Source organism: Pseudomonas sp. MWU318 (assembly GCF_016756945.1).
Classification (GTDB): Bacteria; Pseudomonadota; Gammaproteobacteria; order Pseudomonadales; family Pseudomonadaceae; genus Aquipseudomonas; species Aquipseudomonas putida_A.
The window spans coordinates 760,224-784,272 of record NZ_JAESJL010000001.1 but is presented as its reverse complement, the minus strand read 5'-3'; the positions used below and the strand labels follow the sequence as shown (position 1 = coordinate 784,272).

23 protein-coding genes are annotated in these 24,049 nt (G+C 60.7%); 13 read left to right on the top strand and 10 right to left on the bottom strand.

What is annotated here, in order from left to right; genetic code table 11:
- Positions 1 to 22: 22 nt before the first annotated feature.
- Together JN524_RS03240 and JN524_RS03235 are read right to left on the bottom strand one after the other, a co-directional pair.
- Positions 23 to 742, bottom strand: a complete 720-nt coding sequence (locus JN524_RS03240) for a FadR/GntR family transcriptional regulator (RefSeq protein ID WP_041062520.1) — start codon at positions 740 to 742, stop codon at positions 23 to 25.
- 186 nt (positions 743 to 928) lie between these two features.
- Entirely contained in the window at positions 929 to 2,665 is a 1,737-nt protein-coding gene (locus JN524_RS03235) for an IlvD/Edd family dehydratase (protein WP_027613081.1), read from the bottom strand.
- Positions 2,666 to 2,859: 194 nt separating this feature from the next.
- On the opposite strand from JN524_RS03235, the gene JN524_RS03230 reads away from it, so the two are divergent.
- The 8 genes from JN524_RS03230 to JN524_RS03195 all read left to right on the top strand — a co-directional run bounded on the left by JN524_RS03230 (position 2,860) and on the right by JN524_RS03195 (position 9,627).
- Positions 2,860 to 4,182, top strand: coding sequence for an MFS transporter (locus JN524_RS03230; RefSeq protein ID WP_202368451.1), 1,323 nt, complete (start codon positions 2,860 to 2,862; stop codon positions 4,180 to 4,182).
- A gap of 158 nt (positions 4,183 to 4,340) precedes the next feature.
- Positions 4,341 to 5,333, top strand: coding sequence for an AraD1 family protein (gene araD1 / locus JN524_RS03225; protein WP_202368450.1), 993 nt, complete (start codon positions 4,341 to 4,343; stop codon positions 5,331 to 5,333).
- A gap of 9 nt (positions 5,334 to 5,342) precedes the next feature.
- Positions 5,343 to 6,923 carry an aldehyde dehydrogenase (NADP(+)) gene (locus JN524_RS03220; RefSeq protein ID WP_202368449.1) on the top strand — a complete coding sequence of 527 codons (1,581 nt, stop codon included), beginning with the start codon at positions 5,343 to 5,345 and terminating at the stop codon, positions 6,921 to 6,923.
- A 122-nt stretch (positions 6,924 to 7,045) separates the two neighbouring features.
- On the top strand, positions 7,046 to 7,393 hold the full coding sequence (locus tag JN524_RS03215; protein WP_202368448.1) for a DUF5629 family protein: 348 nt from the start codon (positions 7,046 to 7,048) through the stop codon (positions 7,391 to 7,393).
- Positions 7,390 to 8,565, top strand: coding sequence for a lactonase family protein (locus JN524_RS03210; RefSeq protein WP_202368447.1), 1,176 nt, complete (start codon positions 7,390 to 7,392; stop codon positions 8,563 to 8,565). The genes JN524_RS03215 and JN524_RS03210 overlap by 4 nt, the downstream gene beginning before the upstream one ends.
- Positions 8,566 to 8,722: 157 nt before the next feature.
- Positions 8,723 to 8,902 carry a hypothetical protein gene (locus JN524_RS03205; RefSeq protein ID WP_047598402.1) on the top strand — a complete coding sequence of 60 codons (180 nt, stop codon included), beginning with the start codon at positions 8,723 to 8,725 and terminating at the stop codon, positions 8,900 to 8,902.
- Between the two features lie 261 nt (positions 8,903 to 9,163).
- A complete protein-coding gene (locus JN524_RS03200) occupies positions 9,164 to 9,373 on the top strand; it encodes a hypothetical protein (RefSeq protein ID WP_202368446.1) in 210 nt (69 codons plus the stop codon).
- On the top strand, positions 9,370 to 9,627 hold the full coding sequence (locus JN524_RS03195; protein WP_202368445.1) for a hypothetical protein: 258 nt from the start codon (positions 9,370 to 9,372) through the stop codon (positions 9,625 to 9,627). The genes JN524_RS03200 and JN524_RS03195 overlap by 4 nt, the downstream gene beginning before the upstream one ends.
- Before the next feature lie 99 nt (positions 9,628 to 9,726).
- On the opposite strand, the gene JN524_RS03190 is transcribed toward JN524_RS03195, so the two are convergent.
- The 3 genes from JN524_RS03190 to JN524_RS03180 are packed head-to-tail and all read right to left on the bottom strand — an operon-like array spanning position 9,727 to position 15,190.
- Positions 9,727 to 10,311, bottom strand: a complete 585-nt coding sequence (locus tag JN524_RS03190; RefSeq protein WP_202368444.1) for a glutathione S-transferase — start codon at positions 10,309 to 10,311, stop codon at positions 9,727 to 9,729.
- On the bottom strand, positions 10,308 to 13,949 hold the full coding sequence (locus JN524_RS03185) for an SbcC/MukB-like Walker B domain-containing protein (RefSeq protein WP_202368443.1): 3,642 nt from the start codon (positions 13,947 to 13,949) through the stop codon (positions 10,308 to 10,310). Before JN524_RS03185 ends, JN524_RS03190 begins: the two co-directional genes overlap by 4 nt.
- Positions 13,946 to 15,190 (bottom strand): exonuclease SbcCD subunit D C-terminal domain-containing protein, encoded by a 1,245-nt coding sequence (locus JN524_RS03180; RefSeq protein WP_202368442.1) that lies wholly within the window; start codon positions 15,188 to 15,190, stop codon positions 13,946 to 13,948. Before JN524_RS03180 ends, JN524_RS03185 begins: the two co-directional genes overlap by 4 nt.
- Before the next feature lie 696 nt (positions 15,191 to 15,886).
- Between JN524_RS03180 and JN524_RS03175 the strand changes: the two genes are divergently transcribed.
- The 5 genes from JN524_RS03175 to JN524_RS03155 all read left to right on the top strand — a co-directional run bounded on the left by JN524_RS03175 (position 15,887) and on the right by JN524_RS03155 (position 18,029).
- A complete protein-coding gene (locus tag JN524_RS03175; RefSeq protein WP_237402920.1) occupies positions 15,887 to 16,348 on the top strand; it encodes a hypothetical protein in 462 nt (153 codons plus the stop codon).
- A gap of 78 nt (positions 16,349 to 16,426) precedes the next feature.
- Positions 16,427 to 16,729 carry a hypothetical protein gene (locus tag JN524_RS03170; RefSeq protein ID WP_202368440.1) on the top strand — a complete coding sequence of 101 codons (303 nt, stop codon included), beginning with the start codon at positions 16,427 to 16,429 and terminating at the stop codon, positions 16,727 to 16,729.
- Positions 16,730 to 16,750: 21 nt separating this feature from the next.
- Positions 16,751 to 17,032 (top strand): hypothetical protein, encoded by a 282-nt coding sequence (locus JN524_RS03165; protein WP_237402919.1) that lies wholly within the window; start codon positions 16,751 to 16,753, stop codon positions 17,030 to 17,032.
- Positions 17,033 to 17,207: 175 nt separating this feature from the next.
- Positions 17,208 to 17,510 (top strand): hypothetical protein, encoded by a 303-nt coding sequence (locus JN524_RS03160; RefSeq protein ID WP_112997813.1) that lies wholly within the window; start codon positions 17,208 to 17,210, stop codon positions 17,508 to 17,510.
- Positions 17,511 to 17,660: 150 nt separating this feature from the next.
- Complete coding sequence (locus JN524_RS03155; RefSeq protein ID WP_202368439.1) at positions 17,661 to 18,029, top strand: hypothetical protein; 369 nt, start codon at positions 17,661 to 17,663, stop codon at positions 18,027 to 18,029.
- Positions 18,030 to 18,166: 137 nt separating this feature from the next.
- On the opposite strand, the gene JN524_RS03150 is transcribed toward JN524_RS03155, so the two are convergent.
- The 5 genes from JN524_RS03150 to JN524_RS03130 are packed head-to-tail and all read right to left on the bottom strand — an operon-like array spanning position 18,167 to position 24,044.
- Complete coding sequence (locus JN524_RS03150) at positions 18,167 to 19,804, bottom strand: BatD family protein (RefSeq protein ID WP_202368438.1); 1,638 nt, start codon at positions 19,802 to 19,804, stop codon at positions 18,167 to 18,169.
- Complete coding sequence (locus JN524_RS03145; RefSeq protein ID WP_202368437.1) at positions 19,801 to 21,537, bottom strand: tetratricopeptide repeat protein; 1,737 nt, start codon at positions 21,535 to 21,537, stop codon at positions 19,801 to 19,803. Before JN524_RS03145 ends, JN524_RS03150 begins: the two co-directional genes overlap by 4 nt.
- The gene (locus JN524_RS03140; RefSeq protein WP_202368436.1) at positions 21,534 to 22,613 is read right to left on the bottom strand and encodes a vWA domain-containing protein; all 1,080 of its coding nucleotides are present in this window, start codon (positions 22,611 to 22,613) and stop codon (positions 21,534 to 21,536) included. Before JN524_RS03140 ends, JN524_RS03145 begins: the two co-directional genes overlap by 4 nt.
- On the bottom strand, positions 22,606 to 23,103 hold the full coding sequence (locus tag JN524_RS03135) for a DUF4381 domain-containing protein (protein ID WP_007968588.1): 498 nt from the start codon (positions 23,101 to 23,103) through the stop codon (positions 22,606 to 22,608). Before JN524_RS03135 ends, JN524_RS03140 begins: the two co-directional genes overlap by 8 nt.
- On the bottom strand, positions 23,100 to 24,044 hold the full coding sequence (locus tag JN524_RS03130) for a DUF58 domain-containing protein (RefSeq protein ID WP_027613096.1): 945 nt from the start codon (positions 24,042 to 24,044) through the stop codon (positions 23,100 to 23,102). Before JN524_RS03130 ends, JN524_RS03135 begins: the two co-directional genes overlap by 4 nt.
- Between the last annotated feature and the right edge of the window lie 5 nt (positions 24,045 to 24,049).

Here is a 24,049-nt window from a genome sequence, read left to right as displayed (position 1 = left end):
TGAGGGCAAGCGGTCTCAAGGCTTACGAAAGATCCGCCCCAAGCACAACACTCAAGGCACTGCGCGCATCATCCAGCTGAACCAGCGTCGCGTGGCGGGCGCCAAGGGCATCACGGTTCTCGATCGCGGTGAGAATCGCCTTGTGCCGCGGCAACGCCAGCTCATGCAAATTCGGTCGCTGGTTGGAATGCTTCAACGCCTCGGCAATCGCCACCGACAACATGTTGCACAGGTTCGCCAACAGATCGTTGTGGGTCGCGTCAGCGATGCGGCTGTGGAAGTCCAGGTCCGGTTGCAGCAAGGCTTCCGGGGTCGGCGCGGCTTCCATGCGTTGATAGGCCTCGCCGATGGCCGCGATGTCGGCCTCGGTCGCGTGCTGGGCGGCGAGGGCGGCAGCGGCCGGTTCGATGATGCTGCGCACACTGGTCAGCACATTGAAGAATTCATTCTGCGGACTGCTTTGCATCAGCCAGTGCAGCACGTCCGGGTCGAGCATGTGCCATTCGCGACGGGCCTTGACCACCGTGCCGACGCGCGGTTTTGAATACACCAGCCCCTTGGCCACCAGCACTCGCGTGGCTTCGCGCAACACCGGGCGACTGACCGCATATTCCTCGCACAACAGCGCTTCGGCGGGCAGTTTGTCGTCGGGCAAAAAACGTCCGGAGACGATCTGCATGCCCAGTTCCTGGACAATGCGCGAGTGCATGCTTTTACGGTCGGAAGGTTTGCGGTAATCCATGGGGAACGGCGCGATCCTGAGCGATGGAGATGCCGCGCATCATAGCAGGCGTGCGGCGATCTTGAGGCTGATGCATAGCAAATGTAGGAGTGAGCCTGCTCGCGATGGCGGTGTGTCAGTCAGCATCAATACCAACTGGCGGACCGCTATCGCGAGCAGGCTCACTCCTACAGTAGATCTGCGGTGTCAGTGAGAATGGCGCGGGACTTCGGCCCCTCGGCAACCCACCAGGAAGTCGAAGTCACAGCCCTGATCTGCCTGCAGCACATGGTCGATGTACAACTGACGATAGCCACCCACCAACAACTGCTGCGGTGGCTGCAGATCCGCCATGCGCGCCGCCAGTTCGGCATCCGGAATATCCAGATGCAAACGCCCGCTGGCGCAATCCAGCTCGATCCAGTCGCCTTCCTGCACCACCGCCAACGGCCCGCCGGCTGCCGCTTCCGGGGCGACGTGCAACACCACCGTGCCGTACGCGGTGCCGCTCATTCGCGCATCAGAAATGCGCACCATATCGGTCACACCTTGCGCCAGCAGCTTGGCCGGCAAGCCCATGTTGCCGACCTCGGCCATGCCCGGATAACCCTTTGGCCCGCAGTTCTTCATCACCAGAATCGAATCTTTATCGACATCCAGTTCCGGATCATTGATCCGCGCCTTGTACATGTCGAAGTTCTCGAACACTACTGCGCGACCGCGATGCTGCATCAATTCCGGCGTGGCCGCGGACGGCTTGAGCACCGCACCGAGCGGCGCCAGGTTGCCGCGCAGCACGCAGATACCGCCGTCAGCGCGGATCGGATTGTCGAGGGTGCGGATCACTTCGTCCTCGCCATAGATCGGCGCATCCTTGGTGTTCTCGCCCAGCGATTTACCGTTGACGGTCAAGGCATTCGGATTGGGGATCAGATTGGCCTCACCGAGACGGCGCAGCACCGCCGGCAAGCCTCCGGCGTAGTAGAACTCCTCCATCAGGAAACGCCCGGACGGTTGCAGATCGACGATGGTCGGCATGCCGCGCCCGATGCGGGTCCAGTCGTCCAGGTCCAGCTCGACGCCGATGCGACCGGCGATGGCTTTCAAGTGGATCACCGCGTTGGTCGAACCGCCAATAGCCGCGTTGACCCGAATGGCGTTTTCAAAGGCTTCCTTGGTCAGGATCTTCGACAGGCGCAAGTCTTCGCGCACCATCTCCACCGCGCGCATGCCGGACATGTGCGCCAGCACATAACGCCGCGCATCCACCGCCGGAATCGCTGCGTTGTGCGGCAGGGACGTGCCCAGTGCTTCGGCCATGCAGGCCATGGTCGACGCGGTGCCCATAGTGTTACAGGTGCCCGCCGAGCGTGACATGCCGCCCTCGGCCGCGAGGAAGTCGTCAATGGTGATAGTGCCGGCCTTGACCTGCTCGCTGAGCTGCCAGACCACCGTGCCGGAGCCGATGTCCTTGCCCTTGTGCTTGCCGTTGAGCATCGGCCCGCCGGTGACGACGATCGCCGGCACATCGCAACTGGCCGCGCCCATCAGCAGCGCCGGAGTGGTTTTGTCGCAGCCGGTCAGCAGCACCACGCCGTCAATCGGGTTGCCGCGAATCGCTTCTTCGACGTCCATGCTCGCCAGGTTGCGAGTGAGCATGGCGGTCGGGCGCAGGTTCGACTCGCCATTGGAGAACACCGGGAATTCCACCGGAAAGCCGCCAGCCTCGATCACCCCGCGTTTGACGTGCTCCGCAATCTGGCGGAAATGCGCGTTGCACGGGGTCAGTTCCGACCAGGTGTTGCAGATGCCGATGATCGGCTTGCCATGAAACTGGTGGTCGGCGATGCCCTGATTCTTCATCCAGCTGCGGTACATGAAGCCGTTCTTGTCGGCAGTGCCAAACCATTGGGCCGAGCGCAGGGTGGGTTTCTTCTCAGACATGATCGGTTCTCTTATTGTAAGACTATTGTTTGCGAGTCACGGCTAAACATAAGCGCAAAATCGCCGCTTTGGAAGTGTTGTTGGGTAATTAGTAATACTATATAGTCGTTTTCGGTGGAGGGATTGGCCCTGGCGGTTTTCCGCGAGAGGCGTCCCCCGAGGTTCTATAAAAACAACAATCGGAGACCGATCCCATGAGCCAGGAACTGCGGCTTGTCCGGCGCATCACGCTGAAACTGATTCCCTTCCTGATCCTGCTGTACCTGATCGCCTATGTGGATCGCTCCGCCGTCGGCTTCGCCAAGCTGCACATGGGCGCCGACATCGGCATCGGTGACGCGGCCTATGGCCTCGGTGCCGGGCTGTTTTTCATTGGCTACTTTCTTCTCGAAATCCCCAGCAACCTGATGCTCGAACGCTTCGGTGCGCGGCGCTGGTTTGCGCGGATCATGATCACCTGGGGCGCGATCACCATCGGCATGGCGTTCGTCCAGGGCCCGCACAGTTTCTACGTGATGCGCTTTCTGCTCGGCGCGGCGGAGGCGGGGTTCTTCCCCGGCGTTCTGTACTACATCACCCAATGGTTTCCGGTGCGCCATCGCGGCAAGATCCTCGGCCTGTTCATCCTCTCTCAACCGATCGCGATGATGATCACCGGCCCGGTGTCCGGCGGCTTGCTGGGCATGGACGGCATCCTCGGTCTCCACGGCTGGCAGTGGCTGTTCATCGTCATCGGCACCCCGGCGATCCTCCTGACCTGGCCGGTATTGCGCTGGCTGCCCGACGGCCCGCAGAACGTCAAGTGGATGGATCAGGCCGAGAAAGACTGGCTGACCGGCGAACTGAAAAAAGATCTTCAGGAATACGGCCAGACCCGTCACGGCAACCCGCTGCATGCACTCAAGGACAAACGCGTGTTGCTGCTGGCGCTGTTTTACCTGCCGGTGACCCTGAGCATTTATGGCCTCGGCCTGTGGCTGCCGACGCTGATCAAACAGTTCGGCGGCAGCGATCTGGTGACCGGTTTCGTCTCGGCGGTGCCGTACATCTTTGGCATCGTCGGCCTGCTGATCGTGCCGCGCAGCTCCGACCGCATGAATGATCGCTACGGCCATCTGGCGGTGCTTTGTGTGCTGGGTGCGATCGGTCTGTTCCTGAGTGCATGGCTATCACTGCCGGTGGCGCAACTGGCGGCGCTGTGCCTGGTGGCGTTTGCGCTGTTTTCCTGCACGGCGGTGTTCTGGACCTTGCCGGGACGATTCTTCGCTGGGGCGAGTGCGGCGGCGGGGATTGCGCTGATCAACTCGGTGGGCAACCTCGGCGGCTACATCGGGCCGTTCGTGATCGGCGCGCTGAAGGAGTACACCGGGAATCTGGCTTCGGGGCTGTATTTCCTCAGTGGGGTGATGGTGTTCGGTTTGATCCTGACGGGCATCGTCTACCGCGTGCTTGAGCGCAAACACGTGCTGCCGGTCGAGCAGTTCGCCGCCAGTGCACGCGGTGCCACCCGAACCTGATATCAAACGAACCATCACCGCAAACCCTGTGGGAGCTGGCTTGCCAGCGATGGCGGCGGTACCTCCAACATCGCGGTGTCAGACAGATTGCTATCGCTGGCAAGCCAGCTCCCACAGGGTTTTGCAGTGTTTCGAAGTTTTGTTTACAGGAGAAATTTATGCATCTGGTTCAATTCGAATTGAATGACGGCGAGCGCCGCGTTGGCGTGGTCGACAACGGGCTGATCCGCGAAGTGCAGGACGCCCGCAGCGTACGCGATCTCGCACTGGCCGCGATCGAGGCCGGCGGCACTCTGGAGCAGCAAGTCCAAACCCACGGCCTGGGCATCAGTCATGACTATGCGCAGTTGCTCAAAGACCGGCGCATCCTGCCACCGCTGGATCACCCGGACCCGGCGCACTTGCTGGTCAGCGGTACCGGCCTGACGCACCTGGGCAGCGCTTCGGCGCGGGACAAGATGCACCAGCAGGCCGGCGACGAAGCGCAAATGACCGACACCATGCGCATCTTCAAATGGGGCGTGGAGGGTGGCAAACCGGCGGCGGGGCAGGCGGGCGTGCAGCCAGAATGGTTCTACAAGGGCGACGGCAGCATCGTTGTGCGTCCGGGCGAGGCCTTTCCGTTGCCACCGTTTGCCGAGGATGCCGGCGAGGAACCGGAAATGGCCGGGCTCTACGTCATCGGCCACGACGGCAAACCGTATCGCCTCGGTTTCGCAGTGGGCAACGAATTCTCCGACCACGTCATGGAACGCAAGAACTACCTGTACCTGGCCCACTCGAAACTGCGCAGTTGCAGCTACGGCCCGGAACTGCGCACCGGTGAATTGCCGCAGCATCTGGCTGGTACCAGCCGCATCCTGCGTAACGGCGAAGTGCTGTGGCAAAACGAATTTCTCAGCGGCGAGGCCAACATGTGCCACAGCCTCGCCAACCTCGAATACCACCACTTCAAATACCGCCAGTTCCTGCGTCCTGGCGACGTGCACATCCACTTTTTCGGCACCGCGACCCTGTCGTTCGCCGATGGCATCCGCACCCAACCGGGCGACCGGTTTGAAATCAGCCAGGCCGAATTCGGCGCACCGCTGGTCAACGGCATCGCTCCGGCAGCAGCGGCTTTTCAACCGGACAGCATCGGCACCCTTTAAGGAGCTCCCATGACTCAGATTCTTGGCCACAACTACATCGGCGGACAGCGCAGCGCAGCAGGCAACGTCAAACTGCAAAGCGTCGACGCGACTACTGGCGAACAGCTGCCGTACGATTTCATTCAAGCGACTGAAGCCGAAGTCGATGCCGCCGCCAAAGCCGCCGCCGCAGCGTACCCCGCTTATCGCAGCCTCAGCGCCGAACGCCGTGCGCAATTTCTCGACGCGATTGCCGATGAACTGGATGCCTTGGGTGATGAGTTCGTCGCGCTGGTCTGCCGCGAAACCGCGCTGCCTGCGGGGCGGATTCAGGGCGAGCGCGGGCGCACCAGCGGCCAGATGCGCCTGTTCGCCAAAGTCCTGCGGCGCGGAGATTTCTACGGCGCGCGAATCGATTTGCCATTGCCGGATCGCCAGCCATTGCCGCGCCCGGATCTGCGCCAGTACCGCATCGGCCTCGGCCCGGTGGCCGTGTTCGGTGCGAGCAACTTTCCGTTGGCGTTTTCCACTGCGGGCGGTGATACCGCTGCCGCGCTGGCCGCCGGTTGCCCGGTGGTGTTCAAGGCCCACAGCGGCCACATGGCAACCGCTGAACTTGTTGCCGACGCACTGATTCGCGCCGCCGAAAAAACCGCGATGCCGGCAGGCGTTTTCAACATGATCTACGGCGGTGGCGTTGGCGAATGGCTGGTCAAGCATCCGGCGATCCAGGCAGTCGGTTTCACCGGTTCGCTCAAGGGCGGTCGGGCACTGTGCGACATGGCAGCGGCGCGGCCGCAACCGATTCCGGTGTTCGCCGAAATGTCGAGCATCAACCCGGTGATCGTTCTGCCTCAAGCCTTGGCTGAGCGCTCGGAAACCATTGCCCGCGACCTGACCGCTTCGGTGGTGCAGGGCTGCGGCCAGTTCTGCACCAATCCGGGATTGGTCATCGGTATCCGCTCGCCGCAGTTCAGCGCCTTCGTCCAGCAAGTCGCCGGGCTGATTGGCGACCAACCGGCGCAGACCATGCTCAACGCCGGCACCCTCGGCAGCTATGGCAAAGGTCTGCAAAAGTTGCTGGCGCATTCCGGCATCGAGCATCTGGCGGGTAATCCGCAGCAGGGCAGTCAGGCGCAGCCGCAACTGTTCAAGGCAGACGTCAGCCTGTTGATCAACGGCGATGAAGTGCTGCAGGAAGAAGTGTTCGGCCCGACCACGGTGATCGTCGAAGTGGCGGACAAGGCCGAGCTGAGCGCCGCGCTGTTGGGGCTGCATGGACAGCTGACGGCGACGATGATCGGCGAACTGGTCGACTTCGAACGCTTCCCGGAGCTGACACCGCTGCTCGAACAGAAAGTCGGGCGGATCCTGCTCAATGGTTATCCAACGGGTGTGGAGGTGTGTGATTCGATGGTGCATGGCGGGCCGTATCCGGCGACATCCGATGCGCGCGGAACGTCGGTGGGGACGCTGGCGATCGATCGCTTCCTGCGCCCGGTGTGCTTCCAGAACTACCCCGATAGCTTGCTGCCGGAACCGCTGAAGAATGGCAATCCGTTGCGCATTCAGCGGCTGGTAGATGGCAAGCCATCACGCGACGCGTTGTAACTGTCAGCCAATTTCCCTGTGGGAGCTGGCTTGCCAGCGATGAGGACGGCACATTCAACATTGATGCGTCTGACAAATTGCTATCGCTGGCAAGCCAGCTCCCACAGGGTTCTGCGTCAACAATGAGCTATCATTGCCGGTTTCCCCCCCTGAAAGACTTGATTGCCATGACTGCCCAAACCCTTCTCAACGCCCTCGAACACTGCGGCATGGTCGAAATCGACGGCCTGCACGCCTTCGAATTCGCCCTCGACGAAGACGACAACCTGCACATCGAATGTATCGATGGCCGCACGGCCAAGCATTGGGAGTTCACCCCGGCGCAGGTTACGGCGGCGACGTTTGACGAAGACCTGCAGAGCTGGCTGATCATTGGCTACGCCAGCGACACCAAAACCACCGGCGAGCACCGTGTGGTCTGCCTTGGTGATGTAGTCAGCAGCAGCGACGACGAGGAAGATGATCAATGAACATGCGTAAATTCTGGCCGCTGCTGATGGCCGGCAGTGTCGGTGCGATGGGCCTGTCCAGTGCCAGCGCCGAGACTTATCAATTGCTGGTGGGCTCCTACACCGCAGGCACCAGCCAGGGCATCTATCGAATGAATTTCGATAGCGCCACCGGGCAGATCGACGCCAAGCCGCTGCAAGTGGTCAAGAGCGAAAACCCGTCGTGGCTGACCCTGTCCAAAGACCAGAAGCAGCTGTTCGTGGTCAACGAAAACGGCCCCGGCCAGAAAGACCCGGTCGGCCGCGTCAGCAGCTACTTGATCGATCCGAAGACCCACGCCCTGACCCTGATCAATCAAGTGCAGAGCCTGGGCAACGAGCCGACCCATTCGAGCCTCAGCGGCGATGCCAGCCATCTGTTCGTCAGCAACTATTCGGTGGTCGAAGATCCGGGTGGCACCCTCGCCGTGTTGCCGGTCGGCGCCGATGGCAAACTCAAACCCGTGGTGCAGATGAGCGCGCACCCGGCGAGCCGGGTCAATCCGGAGCGTCAGGCCTCGAACCACGTGCACTCGACCGTTTCCTCGCCGGATGGTCGCTATGTGTTCTCCAACGACCTCGGGGCGGATAAGGTCTTCATTTACAAATTCGACCCGAAGGCCAATCCGTACCTGCCGTTGACCCCGGCGAAAACCGCTTCGGTGAGCCTGCCGGCCGGCAGCGGCCCGCGTCATCTGCTGTTCAGTGCCGACGGCAAGCATGCCTGGCTGACCATGGAAATGAGCGCGCAGGTCGCGGTGTTCGACTACCACGACGGCGTGCTGACCCAGACGCAAATGGTCGATCTGGCCGCCGGTCAGCCGACCTCGGACAAAGCCGCCGCCGCGCTGCATGCGTCGGCCGATGGCAAGTTCCTCTACGTCAGCAACCGTGGCACCGCCAATCAGTTGCTGGTGTTCAGCATTGATCCGGCGACCGGTCAGCTCAAAGAGCTGCAAAAACGCTCGGTGGAAGGCGATCACCCGCGTGAGTTCAGCCTCGATCCGAGTGGCAAGTTCCTGCTGATCGCCAACCAGAAGAGCAACGCAATTGTCGTCGTCGAGCGCGATGCCAAGACCGGTCTGCTCGGCAAAACCGTGCAAAAACTGCCGATGGACGCCCCCAGCGACCTGAAGTTTATAGTGCGACAATAAGCCACAGGCCCCGGTTTACGGGGCCTGTCTCGTTGTATTAATCGCGCTGATATCCGGTAATGCTACAAAGCATTTCAAGCGATCAACCCTCGAGCGTTAAGTTTGCTCCACGGCCCAACCGGGCAAAGCAAGCCAACCGAACACGAGGGTTACCGCCATGAACTTCAATCTCTTCTCGATCATCGCCGCTTCCGCCATCTCCGCCACCGTTGCGTTGCCAGCCAGTGCCAACGTTGAAATAGCCGGCAAAAAATCCCACACCCAGAGCTACACCCAGAAATACCTGCAACAGAGCGCCAACTTCTACGCCGCGCTGGATCACAAAGCCCAACACTGAAAGTCTGATTTGGCACCACTCCCTGTAGGAGCTGCCGAAGGCTGCGATCTTTTGATCTTAAACGTCAAAAGATCGCAGCCTTCGGCAGCTCCTACACGTATGTGTGATCGAAAAATCTCCGCTCGATAGGTTTCCTTCAACGCCGAGATAGACCGGCTAAATAATCAACCAAGCTGATGTTTACTATGGCAAACCCTGAGTGGTTACCGCGGCTTTTTTGATTGATCCTGACGGCACTGAAACATGCCCACGGAGCACATCATGGCCAGTTCAATCATTACCTCAGCCAAGCGCGGCGCCTACCTGGCCATCGGTCTTTACCTGGCACTGGTGCTGTTCGTCAGCATCGCCGCGCAAACCCAACACAGCTTCGACGCACCGATCCAGGTCGCACACCCCGGCATCCAGTTCGAACACCGTGCAGACGTGCTGGTTGATCGTGCTGAACTCACAGGAGTGGGCGGAGCATGAAAGGCTACAGACTCTGGGTCATAGCCGGGCTGGCACTGATGACCAATGGTGCGGCGTTACTTGGCTTCGGCCAAGGCTCGGTGGGTGCGCTGGCGCGGGCCATAGAGGCCAATCACAGCATTGCGCACAATATCGAACGGGCCAATTCACTGGGGCTGATGGCCGGCAATCCGCCGATCAAGGCTGAGGTCGATTTTCTTGGGCCGTTTGAAGTGGATTGCATGGCACTAGGCATGTGCAACGCCCTGGCATGAAACACATCCCCTGTAGGAGCTGCCGAAGGCTGCGATCTTTTGATTTTGTTTTTAAGATCAAGATCAAAAGATCGCAGCCTTCGGCAGCTCCTACAGGGGTTATTTCTTCATGATCGAGGTGAAGAGTTCGGATTCGAGGAAGCGCTGTAGCCACGTCTGCAACCGCACATAAGGCGTCTGCGCAAACCACTCGCGATCAACATGCGCAAATTGCCGAACGAACGGCAGCAACGCCACATCCGCAAGACTCAAGTGATCGCTCAGCAAGTAATCGCGATCCCTCAGCAACTCATCCAACTGCTGCAAAAACAACGCCCCCTCAGCCCGATAAACCTCCATCGGCTGCTCGGGATAGCGCTCGGCGTATTTGTAGCGGTTCAAATGCACCTTGAACCCTTGATCATTAGCCTCGATCAACCCGGCAATCCGTGAATCCCCGCCGAGCAGCCAATCGTCCGGATCATGCTGCGCCAACGCCCAGCGCATGATCTCCAGACTTTCATCAATCACCTGTCCATCCGCATCCAGCACCGGCACCGTGCCTTTGGGCGAGATCGCCAGCATCGCGGCCGGTTTGGCCTTGAGGCTGACTTCGACGATCTCCACCGGCACGTCCGAATAACGCAGCGCCATCCGCGCACGCATCGCGTACGGGCAGCGGCGGAATGAATACAACGTGTTCATTTCACCTCCAGGGTGCTCAAGCCGTTGCCGAGGCGTTGCACCTGAATCTGCACCGGAATGCGTTCGTGCATTTCCTGCACGTGGGAAATCACCGCGACTTTGCGTCCCTGTGCCTGCAAACCGTCGAGGGCATCCATGGCCAGCTGCAGCGATTCCGGATCGAGGCTGCCGAAGCCTTCGTCGATGAACAGCGATTCGATTTTCAGCGTGCTCGAGGCCATCGATGCCAGCCCCAATGCAAGGGCCAGCGACACCAGGAAGGTTTCGCCGCCGGACAACGAATGCACCGAGCGCAATTCGTCGCCCATCTCGGTATCCATCACCAACAGGCCGAGCATGCTGCCGCCGCGTTTCAAACGATAGCGTTTGACCAGTTGGCGTAACTGCACGTTGGCGTGATGCACCAGCAGGTCGAGGTTGTAGGCCTGGGCGATCTTGCGGAAGGTGTCGCCGGTGGCCGAGCCGATCAAGGCATTCAGGCGCGCCCAGCGCTGGTACTCGGCATAGGCGTCGGCGATCTGCTTCGCGAGTGCCTGATTGGCGTTCTGCCGGCGCTGATCTTCAGCCTGTTCGGCGCGCAGTTCGGCGCACTGTTGCTCGCTGAGGTTGAACTGGTTCTGCAGGTCGGCGAGGGCGCTGGCGAGTTGCTCGGCATCGAGATTGCCGTTGTGTTGCGCCTGATGATCGGCCAGGCGCTGATCACGTTCCTGCAGCAGCACTTTGGCCTGTTCGATGGCTTTTTCGTTGTGCTGCAAGCGTTGGCGCAGTTCGCTGAGCTGCGTGTCATCGACGCGCAAAAGGTCTCCGAGACCGCCGTCATCCAGTTCAGGATGGCGTGCGCGCCAGTCGGCAATCTTCTGCGTCAGTTCGTCGTCTTCGCTTTGCAGCGCCTGCAAGCGTTCTTGCTGAGCCTTGAGTTCGGCGCCAATCTGCACCCGTTGCGTGCGCACGTTCTGCAGTTCCGCAGCCGTGCCGGTTTCGGCGTTGCGCGCCTGTTCCACAGCCTGTTCCAGTTGCTGCTGCCAGTGCTCGGCGCTGCTGTGTTCGCCCAGCAGTTGCGCGAGTTTCGCCTGACAGGCCTGTTGCTGCTCAGCCAGCGCGCTGAATTGCTGCTCGGCGCTTTGCAACTGCTGTACGCGGCTGAGCTGGCGATCCTGTTCCTTCTCCAGCGTCTGCTGGCGTTGCTGCTGTTCGGCCAACTCTTCTTTCTGCTGATCAACCTGCGCCAGGCGCTCGGCAATCTGCCGGTCCAGCTGCATGAAAGTCGCCGCCGGCTCGATACGTAAGGCTTCGAGGGTGTCGGCCGGCAGCAGGCTGGCGAACGCAGTGAGTTCTTCGTCGAGACGCTGACGGTCGCTGCTCAGTTCGCGTTGTTGGTTGCTCAGGTGTTGCGCCGTTTGCTGATGCGCGGTTTCGGCGTTACGCAGTTGCTGGGTCAGGCGCGCCGCATCCTGTTGCAGGGTAAGCAGGGCGCTCTGGCGTTGTTCGTCCTGAGTGATGCTCTGGTTCAGTTGATCGTTCTGCCGGGTCAGCCAGGCGTCGCGCTTGTCGGCGTCCTGGTTCAGTAACTGAGCGGACAGCGGATGGGCGTCGAGGCTCGGCGCTAGCGCCTGTTGCTGCGCGACCAGTTGTTCCTGTTGTTGCAGCAGCTCCTTTTGTTGAGCGATCACGCCACCGACTTCGGCGCGCAGTTCGATGAGCTTTTCCTTGAGCTGATCGACCACTTGCTGGGCGTTGGCCTGTTCGCTTTCATCATGACGGCCGAGGCTTTGCAGCAGCGCTTCCGGCTGATGATACGGATGCTCGTTGCTGCCACAGACCGGGCACGGCTGATCGTCCTGCAACTGCGCGCGCAGCTCTTCGACACTGGCGCTGCGTGCCAGGCGCTGACGTTCGAGCAATTCACGGGTGACGTTGAGGGTTTGTTCGGCGACGGTCAGCTCGGCCTTGGTTTTCACCCCGTCCTGGGTCAGGCGTTCGCGCTCCTGTTGCGCATCGAGCAAGCGCTGCTGCAGCTCGGCACCGCGTTTTTCCAGTTCCTGCTGACTGGCCCAGAGCCGCGTCAGGTCTTCGATGGCGCGCAGTTGTTTGCGGTTGTCCTGCAACAGATTGCCGAGGATACCGATCTGCTCGGCGACGGCATCCGGCTCGGCGCCGGCCTCTTTGAACAGCACTTCCAGTTGCTGTTTCTGCGTGGCCAACGCGTCGGCGCTGTGCGCGGCGTTCTGTTCGAGGGTCGCCAGTTCGGCCTGACCCTTGTTCAGGCGATTGCCGATCAGCATCAGCTGTTGCAGGCGATCGCGATAGGCATTCCACGCATCGCTGAGCGGTGCCAGATCGGCACTTTGTTCCAGTTCGGCGGCGATTTTCTGCAAGCGTTCAGCGACTTCGGCCTGTTTCGTCTGCAAGGCTTGAATCGCGCTCTGGCCTTCGGTGCAGGCTTGCTCGGCGGACCGCCGGGCTTCGGCGCTGAGTGCGGTGTCCCTGACGAGGCGGGCGAGGGTGCTTTGCTCGTCGAAGGCCTGACGCAGCAGCGGAGCGCTTTCGCTGTGCCGCTGCTGCGCTTCGCTCAGGGCGATGTTCGCTGCATCGAGCGCCTGTTCCAGTTGCGTCTGGCGTTCGTTGAGTTCGCCGTATTGTTGGGTGTGCGCGGCAATCTGTGCCGCCAGCGGTGTCAGTTGCGCATCGAGTTCGGTCTTGCGCGCGAACTGGTGGCGTTGTGGGGCGAGTTGCTCCAGGCGCGTCAGTTTCAGGCGTTCCCCGGCAAGACCTTCCCACTGTTGCTGCGCGCTGTGCAGTTGCTCGGCCGCCGCTTGCTGCGCGTCCTGCAACTGGCGCAAATCCTTGAGCCAGCTGTGCTGTTGTTCCAGTTGCTTGAGTTGCGCCTGTTGCAACTTCAACTGTTGCTGGGCGGTGCTGAAGCGTTCGTTCAGCTCGGCCCGAGCTTCGGGCGTCAGCGGGGTGACCCCGGTGGCTTGATCCTGCAGCAGCTTGTGCGCTTCGCGGGCCTCTTTGGTCTTGTCGAAGGCGCGGCGGCCGAGACGGGTGTAGAGCGCGGTGTCAGTGAGTTTTTCCAGCAGTTCGCTGCGGTCGTTGTCGTCGGCCTTGAGGAACGCGCTGAACTCGCTCTGGGCCAGCAGCACGGCGCGGGTGAACTGTTCGAAGTTCAGACCGAGCGCGGCTTCGAGCTGGGTCTTGTATTCGCCTTTCTGACTGGCGAGCAGTTGATCCTGATCGATGTCACGCAGGCTCTGACGGCTGATCTGCAACTTGCCGCCAGCCTTTTCCCGGGCACGGTTGGCTTCCCAGCGCGCACGGTAACGGCGGCCATCGACGCCGACGAAATCCACTTCCGCATAACCTTCACCAGTGCCGCGCCGCAGCAAGGTGCGCGGGTCGCCGGTGGCGATTTCACCGTCGGCGTCCGGCACTTTGGCGTCACGGCCGGTGTTGTTCAGGCGCGGCACGGCGCCGAACAACGCCAGGCACAGCGCATCGAGCAGGGTACTTTTACCGGCGCCGGTCGGCCCGGTGATCGCGAACAGCCCGGCACTGGCCAGCGGTTCGGCGGTGAAATCAATTTCGAACGGACCCGCCAGCGAGGCGAGGTTCTTCAAGCGAATGGCGAGAATCTTCATGGCTGCTCGCCCTCCATCTGTACGTCCTGCAGCAGTTCGGCGAAGTCCTTGAGCGTCTGCTCATCGACCTCGTTGCCATAGTTGTCGAGCCAGGCGCGACTGAATAGCTCCTGCGGAGTGAGTTGATCCAGTTCAACCAGCGCACTGCCGTCGTCGCCACCCTCGGCGCCACGGTTGCCGGCGTACTCGGCGGCGATCCGCACCAGGCGCACGGCTTTGCCTTGCAGGGCGTTTTCCACCTGATGGCGCAGATCCGGCTGCGGTTCGTCGAGGGTCACCCGCACTTCCAGCCATGGCTGGCGCTGGGTTTCGGCGAGCAGATCGATGTTCGGCAGGTCAGCCAGTTGCAGCAGAATCTCCGCCAGTGGCGCCGGGCCGATGCGTTGCAGGTTGACCGACCTTGGAATCAGTTTCGGTTCGACACTGACCAGGGTTTCGCCGTCGAGGGTGACGTCGAGAATCTGGTGCTGATAACCGATCTCCGAAAACGACAACGGAATCGGCGAGCCGCTGTAGCGAATGCGTTCTTCACCGTTGACCTTCTGCGGCTTGTGCAAATGGCCGAGGGCGACGTAACTGATGCTCGGCCCGAACAGGCTGGCGGGCAGCGCTTCGGCGTTACCGATGATCAGGCTGCGCTCGGAGTCTTCCGAGACCGAGCCGCCAGCCATGTGCGCGTGGCTGATGGCAACCAGCGCCTGACCCGGCTGGCGCTTGGCATTCGCCGCTTCGATCAGCCATTCATGCACCTGACCGATACCGCGCAGATAGTTGTCGCCCAGATGCGCACCGGTCACTTCAGCCGGACGCAGGAACGGCAGCGCCAGGCACCACGCGGCGATTTCACCTTGGGCATTCGGCAGTGGCAGCAGCAGCCGTTCGGCGTCGAGCTGGCCGTCATCCAGCCACAACACCCGCCCCAGTGCATGGGTGCGCAAGCGGCGCATCAACGGCGCCGGCAGTTCGATGCGCGAGCCGGAATCGTGGTTGCCGGCAATCATCACGATGGTCAGCAACGGCTGTTGCTCGTGAGCGCTGACGATAAAGTCGTAGAGGCGCTCCTGGGCTTTGACCGGCGGATTGACCGTGTCAAAGATGTCCCCGGCAATCAGCAGCACATCCGGCTGCGCCAGTTGCAGTTGGCGCAGCAGCCATTCGAGAAAGCACGCATGCTCGAAATCGCGCTCCTGGCCATGCAGGTTTTGCCCAAGGTGCCAGTCGGAGGTGTGGAACAGACGCAAGGTGGACTCCGCAACAGAAAAAGGTGATGGCCGCGGGGGAAATGACGGGCGGCTAAAGAAGAGGGGAGTTTACAGATTATTGGGGAGTCAGGGCTTGTCTGGGTAAGTCGAGGCTGGGCATTTCGGTGATGCCAGAAAGCGGTTATCTGGCGTTTGGCCATTATATTGATATCATTTGCGGCGAGTGCAGTACGCCCTCCGGGTTTTAGAAAACCCAACGGTTTCCGATGAGGCTGTGCTTCTAAAATGGCCATAAGGCAAAGCTTGAACAGAAAAAGGACGCTTCAGTCATGCCAAAATTTGCTTGTGTCTGCGGTCATGTAATGAACCTGTCTTCGGGTACGTCCGATTTCGAGTTGTCTTTAGTCGCCGAGCAGAAGATAGATGAAATTGGCTGTGCGCTATCAAATCGTTGGCTGTCTGAAGACGAGTTCTACGAAACGATAGACCAAGGGGCTTTGACGGTGTATCGATGCCAGCAGTGCGGACGGCTGCATTTGGATCAAGGGGGTGGGCAGTTTTCTTCCTATATAAAGGAAGTCAGTTAGTCGTTTGAGTCCGGATGATCGCAGTGCGAGGTGTAAATGGGGACAGACCACGTTTAAATAAACGTGGTCTGTCCCTTAGGCATTAGCAAGAAAAAGGAAGCTTGTGTTAAATAATAGATATGCTGTTGTTGTGGAGTCAGGATCTGACTTGCCTGACAGAGAGATTCTGGTCAGTCGGGCATGGGGCGACGTTCCCGTCTCCTACTTCCAGGATCAAGAGTCGTTTAACGATTGCAGCTTTCTCGATTTAAAAGTCAATAAATGGGAACTCAACAAGGAATGGAGCGCCCAGCATGACAGGGAACTCTGGATAAGAATTGAAAAGCTTAAAGGGGTTGCGCTCGATGACTTTCTGCGGAGAGACGGCTCTCTTTGGCCTGTCGATATGGCAGAAAAAACGCTCATGATTATTGAGTTGGACGAGGGAGGGAGTGCGCTGGACCATTGTCTGCTCCTGCGCTTGGTGTCAGTTTTTCTGGGGCAGTTCAGGGTCTACAGATGGTCCGACAGCATCGAAGAGGTGAGTGAAGAAATTGCCGTTTCCGTACCCGCTCAACAGGATGTTCTAGAGCGATTGATCAGATGTGAGCAGACTGCTAGCGGCAAGTAACGTGAAGAATTTGGTTATAGAAGGAATGTCAATGGCTCTGAGGAAGCTCCGCCTTTGCCCAGCCCCGAGGGTTAAAGAGTGATCACTGAAGATAGAAAACTCGTCCAGGAAATTTTCCAGTTGGTTGAAGCCGGCATAGTCCATGGCTATGACGCGTTCCGATATGGTGTGGAACTTGGAGAAGGCTTTGTAGAAACGGAATTGGCCGTCGAGAAAGGCGGAATTGAGAACTGGAACGCCGAAACCGATATAAACGGGGCGAAAATTCTTCGTCTGGTCGATCAGTTGCAGGCAAACGCAGTGGAACGCGGTGAACCATGGAAGGCGTTCGTTCTCTCTTATCGTGAAGGCGAACAAGTGAAAACGAAATTCAAGTATTGATCGGGGGCGCCGCATTTCCGCATGGTAAAGGTGACCCTGGTAAAGGTGACAGATTTATTTTTGGTGATCCAGTTCCATAAAGAGGTTTATATGCTTTGCCCAAGGTGTCAGCAGGACTTTATTGTTAAGGCGAAAATCAAAGCAACCGAAGCTTTTATTTTTACTTGTCCGGAGTGTGATGCAACGTGGTTCAAGATCGAAGAAATTGGGGTTGCGCCTTTTTTGGATTTTGCTACTTACATGAAGAGTATTGGCCTTGCCGGAATGTGGGAAGAGTTAGAAGTTATTGCTGAAAGAGTATGAGTTTCAGTAATTTCGGCTAGAGGAGTAAAAGGTCAGCGCGTTGTCAGGGGCAAATGGGGACAAACCACGTTTAGAAAGCACTGCGAAAACGTAGCCTGTCCCCGTTTTACATTGACGGTAAACACAAAGCCGTGGCTTTTAAAAATGAATCTCATCAAATTCCGGAGGTAATAGAGTGATTACAGAGGACTTCGAACTCGTTAAATCAATTTTTGAACTGGTCGAGACCGGAATTGTTCACGGTTATGAGTCCTTTCGATACAGCATTGAGTGGGGGGGGAACTATATGGAGACCGACCTCGCTGTGGAAAAAAATGGCTCAGAAATTTGGGACGCTGAAACTGATTTCAATCACTGGAAAATCTATGTGCTTGTAGAAAAGCTACACGAGCATGCGGTTGCTCGCGGTGAGCCATGGAAGTCATTTGTCCTGTCTTATCGCGAAGGCGAACAAGTCAAAACAAAATTCAACTATTAGACGATGATGCGTATTCCAGGCATCCAGGGTGCAGCGGGCGGTATTGCCGGCCGCTGACTTTCCTTTGATTTGCTGATCATCTCTGGTGGTCGTAATTTGAAATCATGTCCGCTTCATACCGATGCGGTTTGAAACTGCTGGAGAATGGAGATGCGGGTTGAAAGCTTGTTCAATCAGGCCAGAGGAATGGTTAAAGGGCTTTATTTTCATGCGATGGATGAGCTTGGGTTTCGTCCGGAGCAAGCTTTTGCCTATGCTCAGGATGATCTGGAACTCTTGATGCGCAAAGATGCGCCCGGTCCGAATGCGATTCTTCAAACCGCCATTTACATGGAAGGACTTCGCCGCGGCATGCAGTTGTCAAAAGAAGATCCATACACGATTGATATGTTGGGGATTTTGGCGCAGACCTACAGCAAATGCAGCGTTGAGAGCCTGATCGAGGCAGATGTCGATGACGAGGAGTTGAAAATTATCCAGTCGGATATGGAAACTGTGCGGAAGTTTTTTCTACTTTAAAAATGGTCAGGTCAAATATCGTTTGAAGGTCGATTGGATCGACCATTCAACATCAAAAGATCGCAGCCTGCGGCAGCTCCTACAGGGAATACATGTCCACTCTGTAGGAGCTGCCGCAGGCTGCGATCTTTTGCTTTTTACTTCGGATAAAGCGGCGGCAACCCGCTGTCACCCACCGGATCCTGCACCCGCTCCGCCGCCGGAATGGTACGAATCGCCCGCCACAAATCCTCACCCTGCCAATGCTGCCCGGTCTCGCTGTACAGCGCGCCATTGAGCCCATCCAGCGCATCCGACAACGGCACAAACCGCGCCGCCATATCTGCCAAAGTCTCCGGCTGCTGCCGCGCCCATGCATCCAGTGCCTGGCGCGTCGCTTGCGGGTCATTCGCCTGGCACGCCCGTTTGATGTCGTCCAGCAAGGTGCGCGGACTCGGCCCGGTTTGGGCGGCGCGATGCACCGCCGGTTGCCAGCGTGCACGCCACCACAGGCCGAAGCCGAGCAGGGTGGTGCAGGCGAGGATCAGCGTGCTGAGTTTCCACCACCACAGCACATCGTTATCGACGACGCTCGGTTGCAGATTGCCGGCCGGGGTGTCGACCTGCAGGCTCGGGTTGTTCGCTACTTGCAGGGTGCGCGCCGGCAGGCTGGTGTGTTCCAGATGATCTTCGAAGGTGTTCCACCAGATCACGTCTACCGTCGGCAACTCGATCGCGCCGCTGCGGCTGGGCACCAGCGCTTCGCGTTCTTCACGGCTGCCGATCAGGCCGCGCTCGCCGCTCTGGTTGCTCAGCACCGGTTGATCCGGGTAACGGCGCAGGCCGTTGGCTTCGGTGCCGGGCAGGGCCGGCAACTGCGAACTGGCCAGGCCTTCGGCTTTTAAAGTCAGGCTGCGGGTCAGGGAGTCGCCGACCTGAAGATGATCCGGCTCTGGGTTCCAGCTTTCGCTCAGGCTCAGGCTACGTGCGGGCAGCCATGGCGCATCGGCGGGGTAGGTCAGGGGTTTCGGTTTGACCGTCAGCGGAATCTCCGAGGAGCTGACGTGCAGCAGCTTGCCCGGTTTCGGGCCCTGCGCGGTCGCGTCCTGAGCGGGTTGGGTGTCGACCAGTGTGGCGCTGAAAGTCTGCGGGGCGATGGTCAGCAAGCCACTGTGCTGCGGGTAGATCGCATAGCGCATCTCGATCACGCCATGGCGCACGCCGTTGATGTCTTTCTCGTAAGTGCGCGTGTCGCCCAGTTGCTCGATGCGCGCGTCGGCGATCTGCAGCGGGGTCAGGCTGCTGTCGTCATACAGCGACACCGAGTGGTAGATGCGCAGGGTCAGGATCGCCTGGGCCTGCACGTACACGCTGGACTGGTCGAGGCTGGCCTCGATGAACACCGGGTCCAGGTTGTTTTTCTCTTCGCGGGTGTCGCTCTCGACCACTTGCACGGTGATCGGCTGGCTCTGCACCTCACCCAGTTGCAGCGGCGGAATAACCACACTGCCGTTCTCTTTCGGCAGCAGGGTGATGATCCAGCGCGTGGTGGCGCGGTTGTCGCCATTGAGGGTGTTCAACTGGTTGACCTGACGTGTGCCGCGCACCTCGAACAGCGGTTCCAGCGGCGTCAGGTCGGGTTTGCCGAACTGCGTGACGTCGCTGGTTTCGAGGGTGAGTTCGACCGTCTCGCCGGAGTTCAGGCGACTGCGATCCACGCTGGCCGTCAGCTCGGCCGCCTGGGCGGTGGCCGTGCAAAGCAGCAGGGGCAGCAAGAGAGCGGTGAAACGGGTCATCGAGTTTTTTCCTGATCCTGATGTTGTTGCTGTTCGTACCAGAATTTGCGTCGCAGCAGTTCGCCCGGGTCGTCGGGGATCTTGCCCAGCCATTGTTCCAGTGCCTGACGCTGCTCGCCTTCGAGGTTGTCCTCGCTCGGGCGCAGCGTTGGCACGGTGTCGGTTTCTTCCGCTTCATCGCTGCCTGGCACTTCGTTGGGGCCTGGTTGCGGCGGGGTGGTCGGCGGCGGTTCACTGGCCGACTCGCCGGGCTGGGCCTCGCTCGGGGTGTCACTTTTCACCGCGGGTGGTGGCGCGGTCGCTGGTGGCGATTCATCGCCGGGCACGTTCGGCTGCGCCGGTTGTGGCTGCGGCTCGACCGGCGGCGGGGTGTTCTTCTGTTTGAGCAGGTTTTCCACCAGGGCCTTGTTGGTCAGCGCCGGGCGCAAATCGGGTTGCAGTTCCAGCGCTTGCTCGTAGGCATCGATGGCTGCTTCCAGCTCACCACTTTTCGCCAAGGCGTTGCCACGATTGTAGTGGGCGCGGGCATCGCTGCCTTCGGCGAAACGCTGAGCGGCGCCACTGTAATCGCCGGCCTCGTACAACGCCAGCCCTTGCCACTGGTGATCTTCGAAGTGTTCGGCAGCCTCGGCCGGACGCTTCTGTTTGAGCAGGTGCAGGCCCTGTTGATCGGGGCGCAGCCACAGGTCTTCGAAGTCGAAAGCGTAGCTCGGCTGCGGCAGGCATAACAGCAAGGGCAGGCAGAACAACCAGCCACGCCGTCCGGCGCAGGCAGCCAGCAGCAATAGCGGCAACAACAGCCAGTAACCCTGATCGGCCCAGGTGTCGAGGCGCACGGTCTGGCCATCGTCGCGCAGGCTGCGCGGGCCATCGAGCAGGCCGAGGGCGCGCAAATCGGATTCGTCCAGCCGCGCGCTGTGGTACTCGCCGCCGACGCTGGCGAGGAATGCGCCAAGGCCAGGGCTGTCGAGTTGCGGCACGCGAATCGCGCCCTGTTCGTCCTTGAGGAAACTGCCGTCCTCCTGAGCGATCGGCGCGCCTTCAGCGGTGCCGATGCCGAGCATCAGCAGTTGCGCCGATTGCTGGCCGAGGGCGCGGCGGATGCCTTGGCGTTCTTCTTCGGTCAGCGAGGAGCCGATCAGCAGAATCCGTCCCTGACCGAGGGCGCCTTGCTTGAGCAAGGCCAATGCTTTGCTCACGCCGAGATCAGCGCGATGGCCGCTTTCCGGCATCAGCGATGGCTTGAGGGCGTCGAGCAGATTGTGGCTGGTCGCCAGGTCATCCGACAGCGGCACCAGCGTGTGCGCGCTGCCGGCGTAGACGACGATCGCGGTCTGCGCATCGCTGCGTGCCTGCAACAGGTCGAACAGCTTGCGCCGGGCCTGTTCCAGTCGCGTTGGCGGCGAGTCGGTGGCGAGCATTTCCGGGGTCAGCTCCAGAACGACGACCAGCGGGTCGGCAGGTTTCTGGCTGGTCTGTTCGACGCGCTCCCAGCTCGGCCCGAGCAGGGCGACGATGGTCAGCAGCCACGCCACGCCAAGGGCGACCCACGGCAGCTTGCTGGCGCGGCCATTGCCGCCGCTGAGCAGCGTCGCGTGGAACGCCGGCGGCAGAATCATCTGCCAGCGTCCAGCACGTTTCTGCCGGTGCCAGAGTTGCCAGATCAGCCAGCCGAGCAGCGGCAGGAGCAGCAGCCACCAGGGGCGGAACCAGTGCGGCCAGAGCGCGATCATCGGCGCCTCCGCAGACGCAGGCGCTTGAGACGCTCGCGCCAGTCAGGCAACGGACCTTGCAGATAAAGCTCCTTGGTAAACAGGCGTTGCAGCGGGTTGTCCGGCCACAATTCGCGGGCGACCAGCAACAGGCTCAGCAGCAGGGCCAACGCCAGTGGCCACTGATACAAGGCTTGCGCCGGGCGTGCCTGGGTTGGTTGCTGGGTCACCGGTTCGAGTTGATCGAGGGTGTCGCGGATCGCTTGCAGCTCTTTGCCGTCGCGGGCGCGGAAGTACTGGCCGCCGGTAGCGTTGGCGATGGCCTTGAGGGCCGGCTCGTCGAGGTCCAGGCTCGGATTGACCCCGAGCAGGCCGGTGCTGCCACTGTCTTGCGGGTCGGCACCGATGCCGATCGGGTAGATTTTCACCCCTTCGCTGGCGGCCAGTTTCGCCGCCGTCAACGGATCGATTTCGCCGCCGTTGTTGGCGCCGTCGGTGACCAGAATCAATACCCGGCTTTGTGCCGGACGCATGCGCAGGCGCTTCAGCGCCAGACCGATCGCATCGCCGATGGCGGTGTTCTTGCCGGCGATGCCGATGCGCGCTTCATCGAGCCAGACGCGCACGGTATGGCGGTCAAACGTCAGCGGTGCCTGCAGATAGGCCTGACTGCCGAACAGGATCAGACCGACGCGGTCGCCATCACGGCTTTCAAGGAAATCCCCGAGCAGATGCTGGACCAGTGACAAGCGACTGACGTCTTCGTCCTGCCACTGCATGTCGGGGAAATCCATCGAGCCGGACACGTCCACCGCCACCAGCAGATCGCGGCCGCTGGCGGCGATCGGCAACGGTTCGCCGAGCCATTGCGGGCGGGCGGCGGCGCTCAGCAGCAACAGCCACAGCAGCAGGAACGGTGCTTGCTGGCGCCACGCCGGCAGGTTGGCGCGGGCCCGGCGCCGCGCCAGACCTTCGAGGTCGGAGAGGAAACTCACGCGCAGCGCCGGCTCGCCGCTGTCGGCCACCGGCAACACCAGACGCATCAGCCACGGCAGCGGCAGAAGCACGAAGATCCACGGCCAGGCGAACTCAAACATGCTTGCGAATCCAGGTGTCGACGGCTTGGGTCAGGCCGGCGATGGCTTTGTCGTCAAGCTTGCATTCGGGTTTGTAAGCACCTTCGACCAGCACCATCCAGCGCGTCAGGCCGGCGGCCGGGCAGCGGTTGTCGAGAAACGCCAGCCATTTGCGGCCATTGAGCGTGTGGCTCTGGCTGTAGGGGTAGTGGTTGCGGCACAGGCGTTTGAGCAGACCGTTGAGCTGCTGCAGCCAGGCCCCGGCCGGTGCGCCGTCGTAGGGTTTGGGCATCTGTGCCAGTTCGGCCAGCGCGGCGATGCGTACCGGATCGAGCGGCTGTTCGGCGCGCACGATCGGGCGTTTCCTGGTCGGAATGAACCGGCGCAAACGCCACACGGCGAAGCCCAGCAGCGGCAGCAATAACAGCAGCAGCCACCAGCCCGGCGCTGGCGGCCAGAAGTCGATCGGCGGCGGCGAAATCAGCGGTTGCAGTTGTTCGAGGCCGTTCATCGACTGCTCCCCGGGCGCTGCGGATTGAGGAACTCGCGCATCTGCTCGACCATCTCGCTTTGCGTGCTCAGCGGCATCAATAGCACCCGCAGTTTTTGCGCGAGCAATTCCCAACGGGCGATGCGTGCCTCGGCCTGAGCGCGATAGGTCTGGCGCAGCTCGAAGTTGAGGGTGTCGAGTTCCAGTTGTGCGCCTCTTTCCGCGAATCTCAGCAGCCCGGCGGCGGGCAGGGCGTGATCCAGTGGATCGGATAGGGGCAACAGCAAAAGATCGCAGTGCCGCGACAGCAGGCTCAGTTGCTGCTCGGCGCTGTCGGACAGCGCGCGCTCATCGCAGATCACGATCACCAGGCTGCCCGGGCGCAACACCTCACGCGCCCGGCGCAGCGCCACGCCGAGGGCGTCGCGGTCCGGCTCGCGTTCGCTGTGCAGCGACTGATTGACTTTCACCAGGCGGTTGAGCAATTGCAGCAGGCTCTGCTTGCTGCGACGCGGTTTGATTTCGTAATGCTCGTTGTCGCCAAAGACCAGCCCGCCAACCCGATCATTGTGCCCCAGCGCCGCCCAGCCGATCAGCGCCGCCGCTTGCGCCGCGAGCACCGACTTGAACATCAGCCCGGAGCCGAAAAACAGCCGCGTGCTTTGCTCGACCATGATGAAAATCGGTCGCTCGCGTTCTTCATGGAATAGCTTGGTGTGCGGCTCCTGGGTACGCGCGGTCACGCGCCAGTCGATGGTGCGCACATCGTCGCCGGCCTGATAGACCCGCACCTGATCGAAGTCGACCCCGCGACCACGGAATTTCGAGTGATGCAGGCCGATCAGCGGGCTGCGCTGACTCGGCGTGGAAAACAGCTGCACTTCGCGCACACGGTGGCGCATCTCGATCAGATCGGTGAGGCTGATGCGGATGCCCGGTTCGGACGGCAGGGGGGCGTTCATGGGGG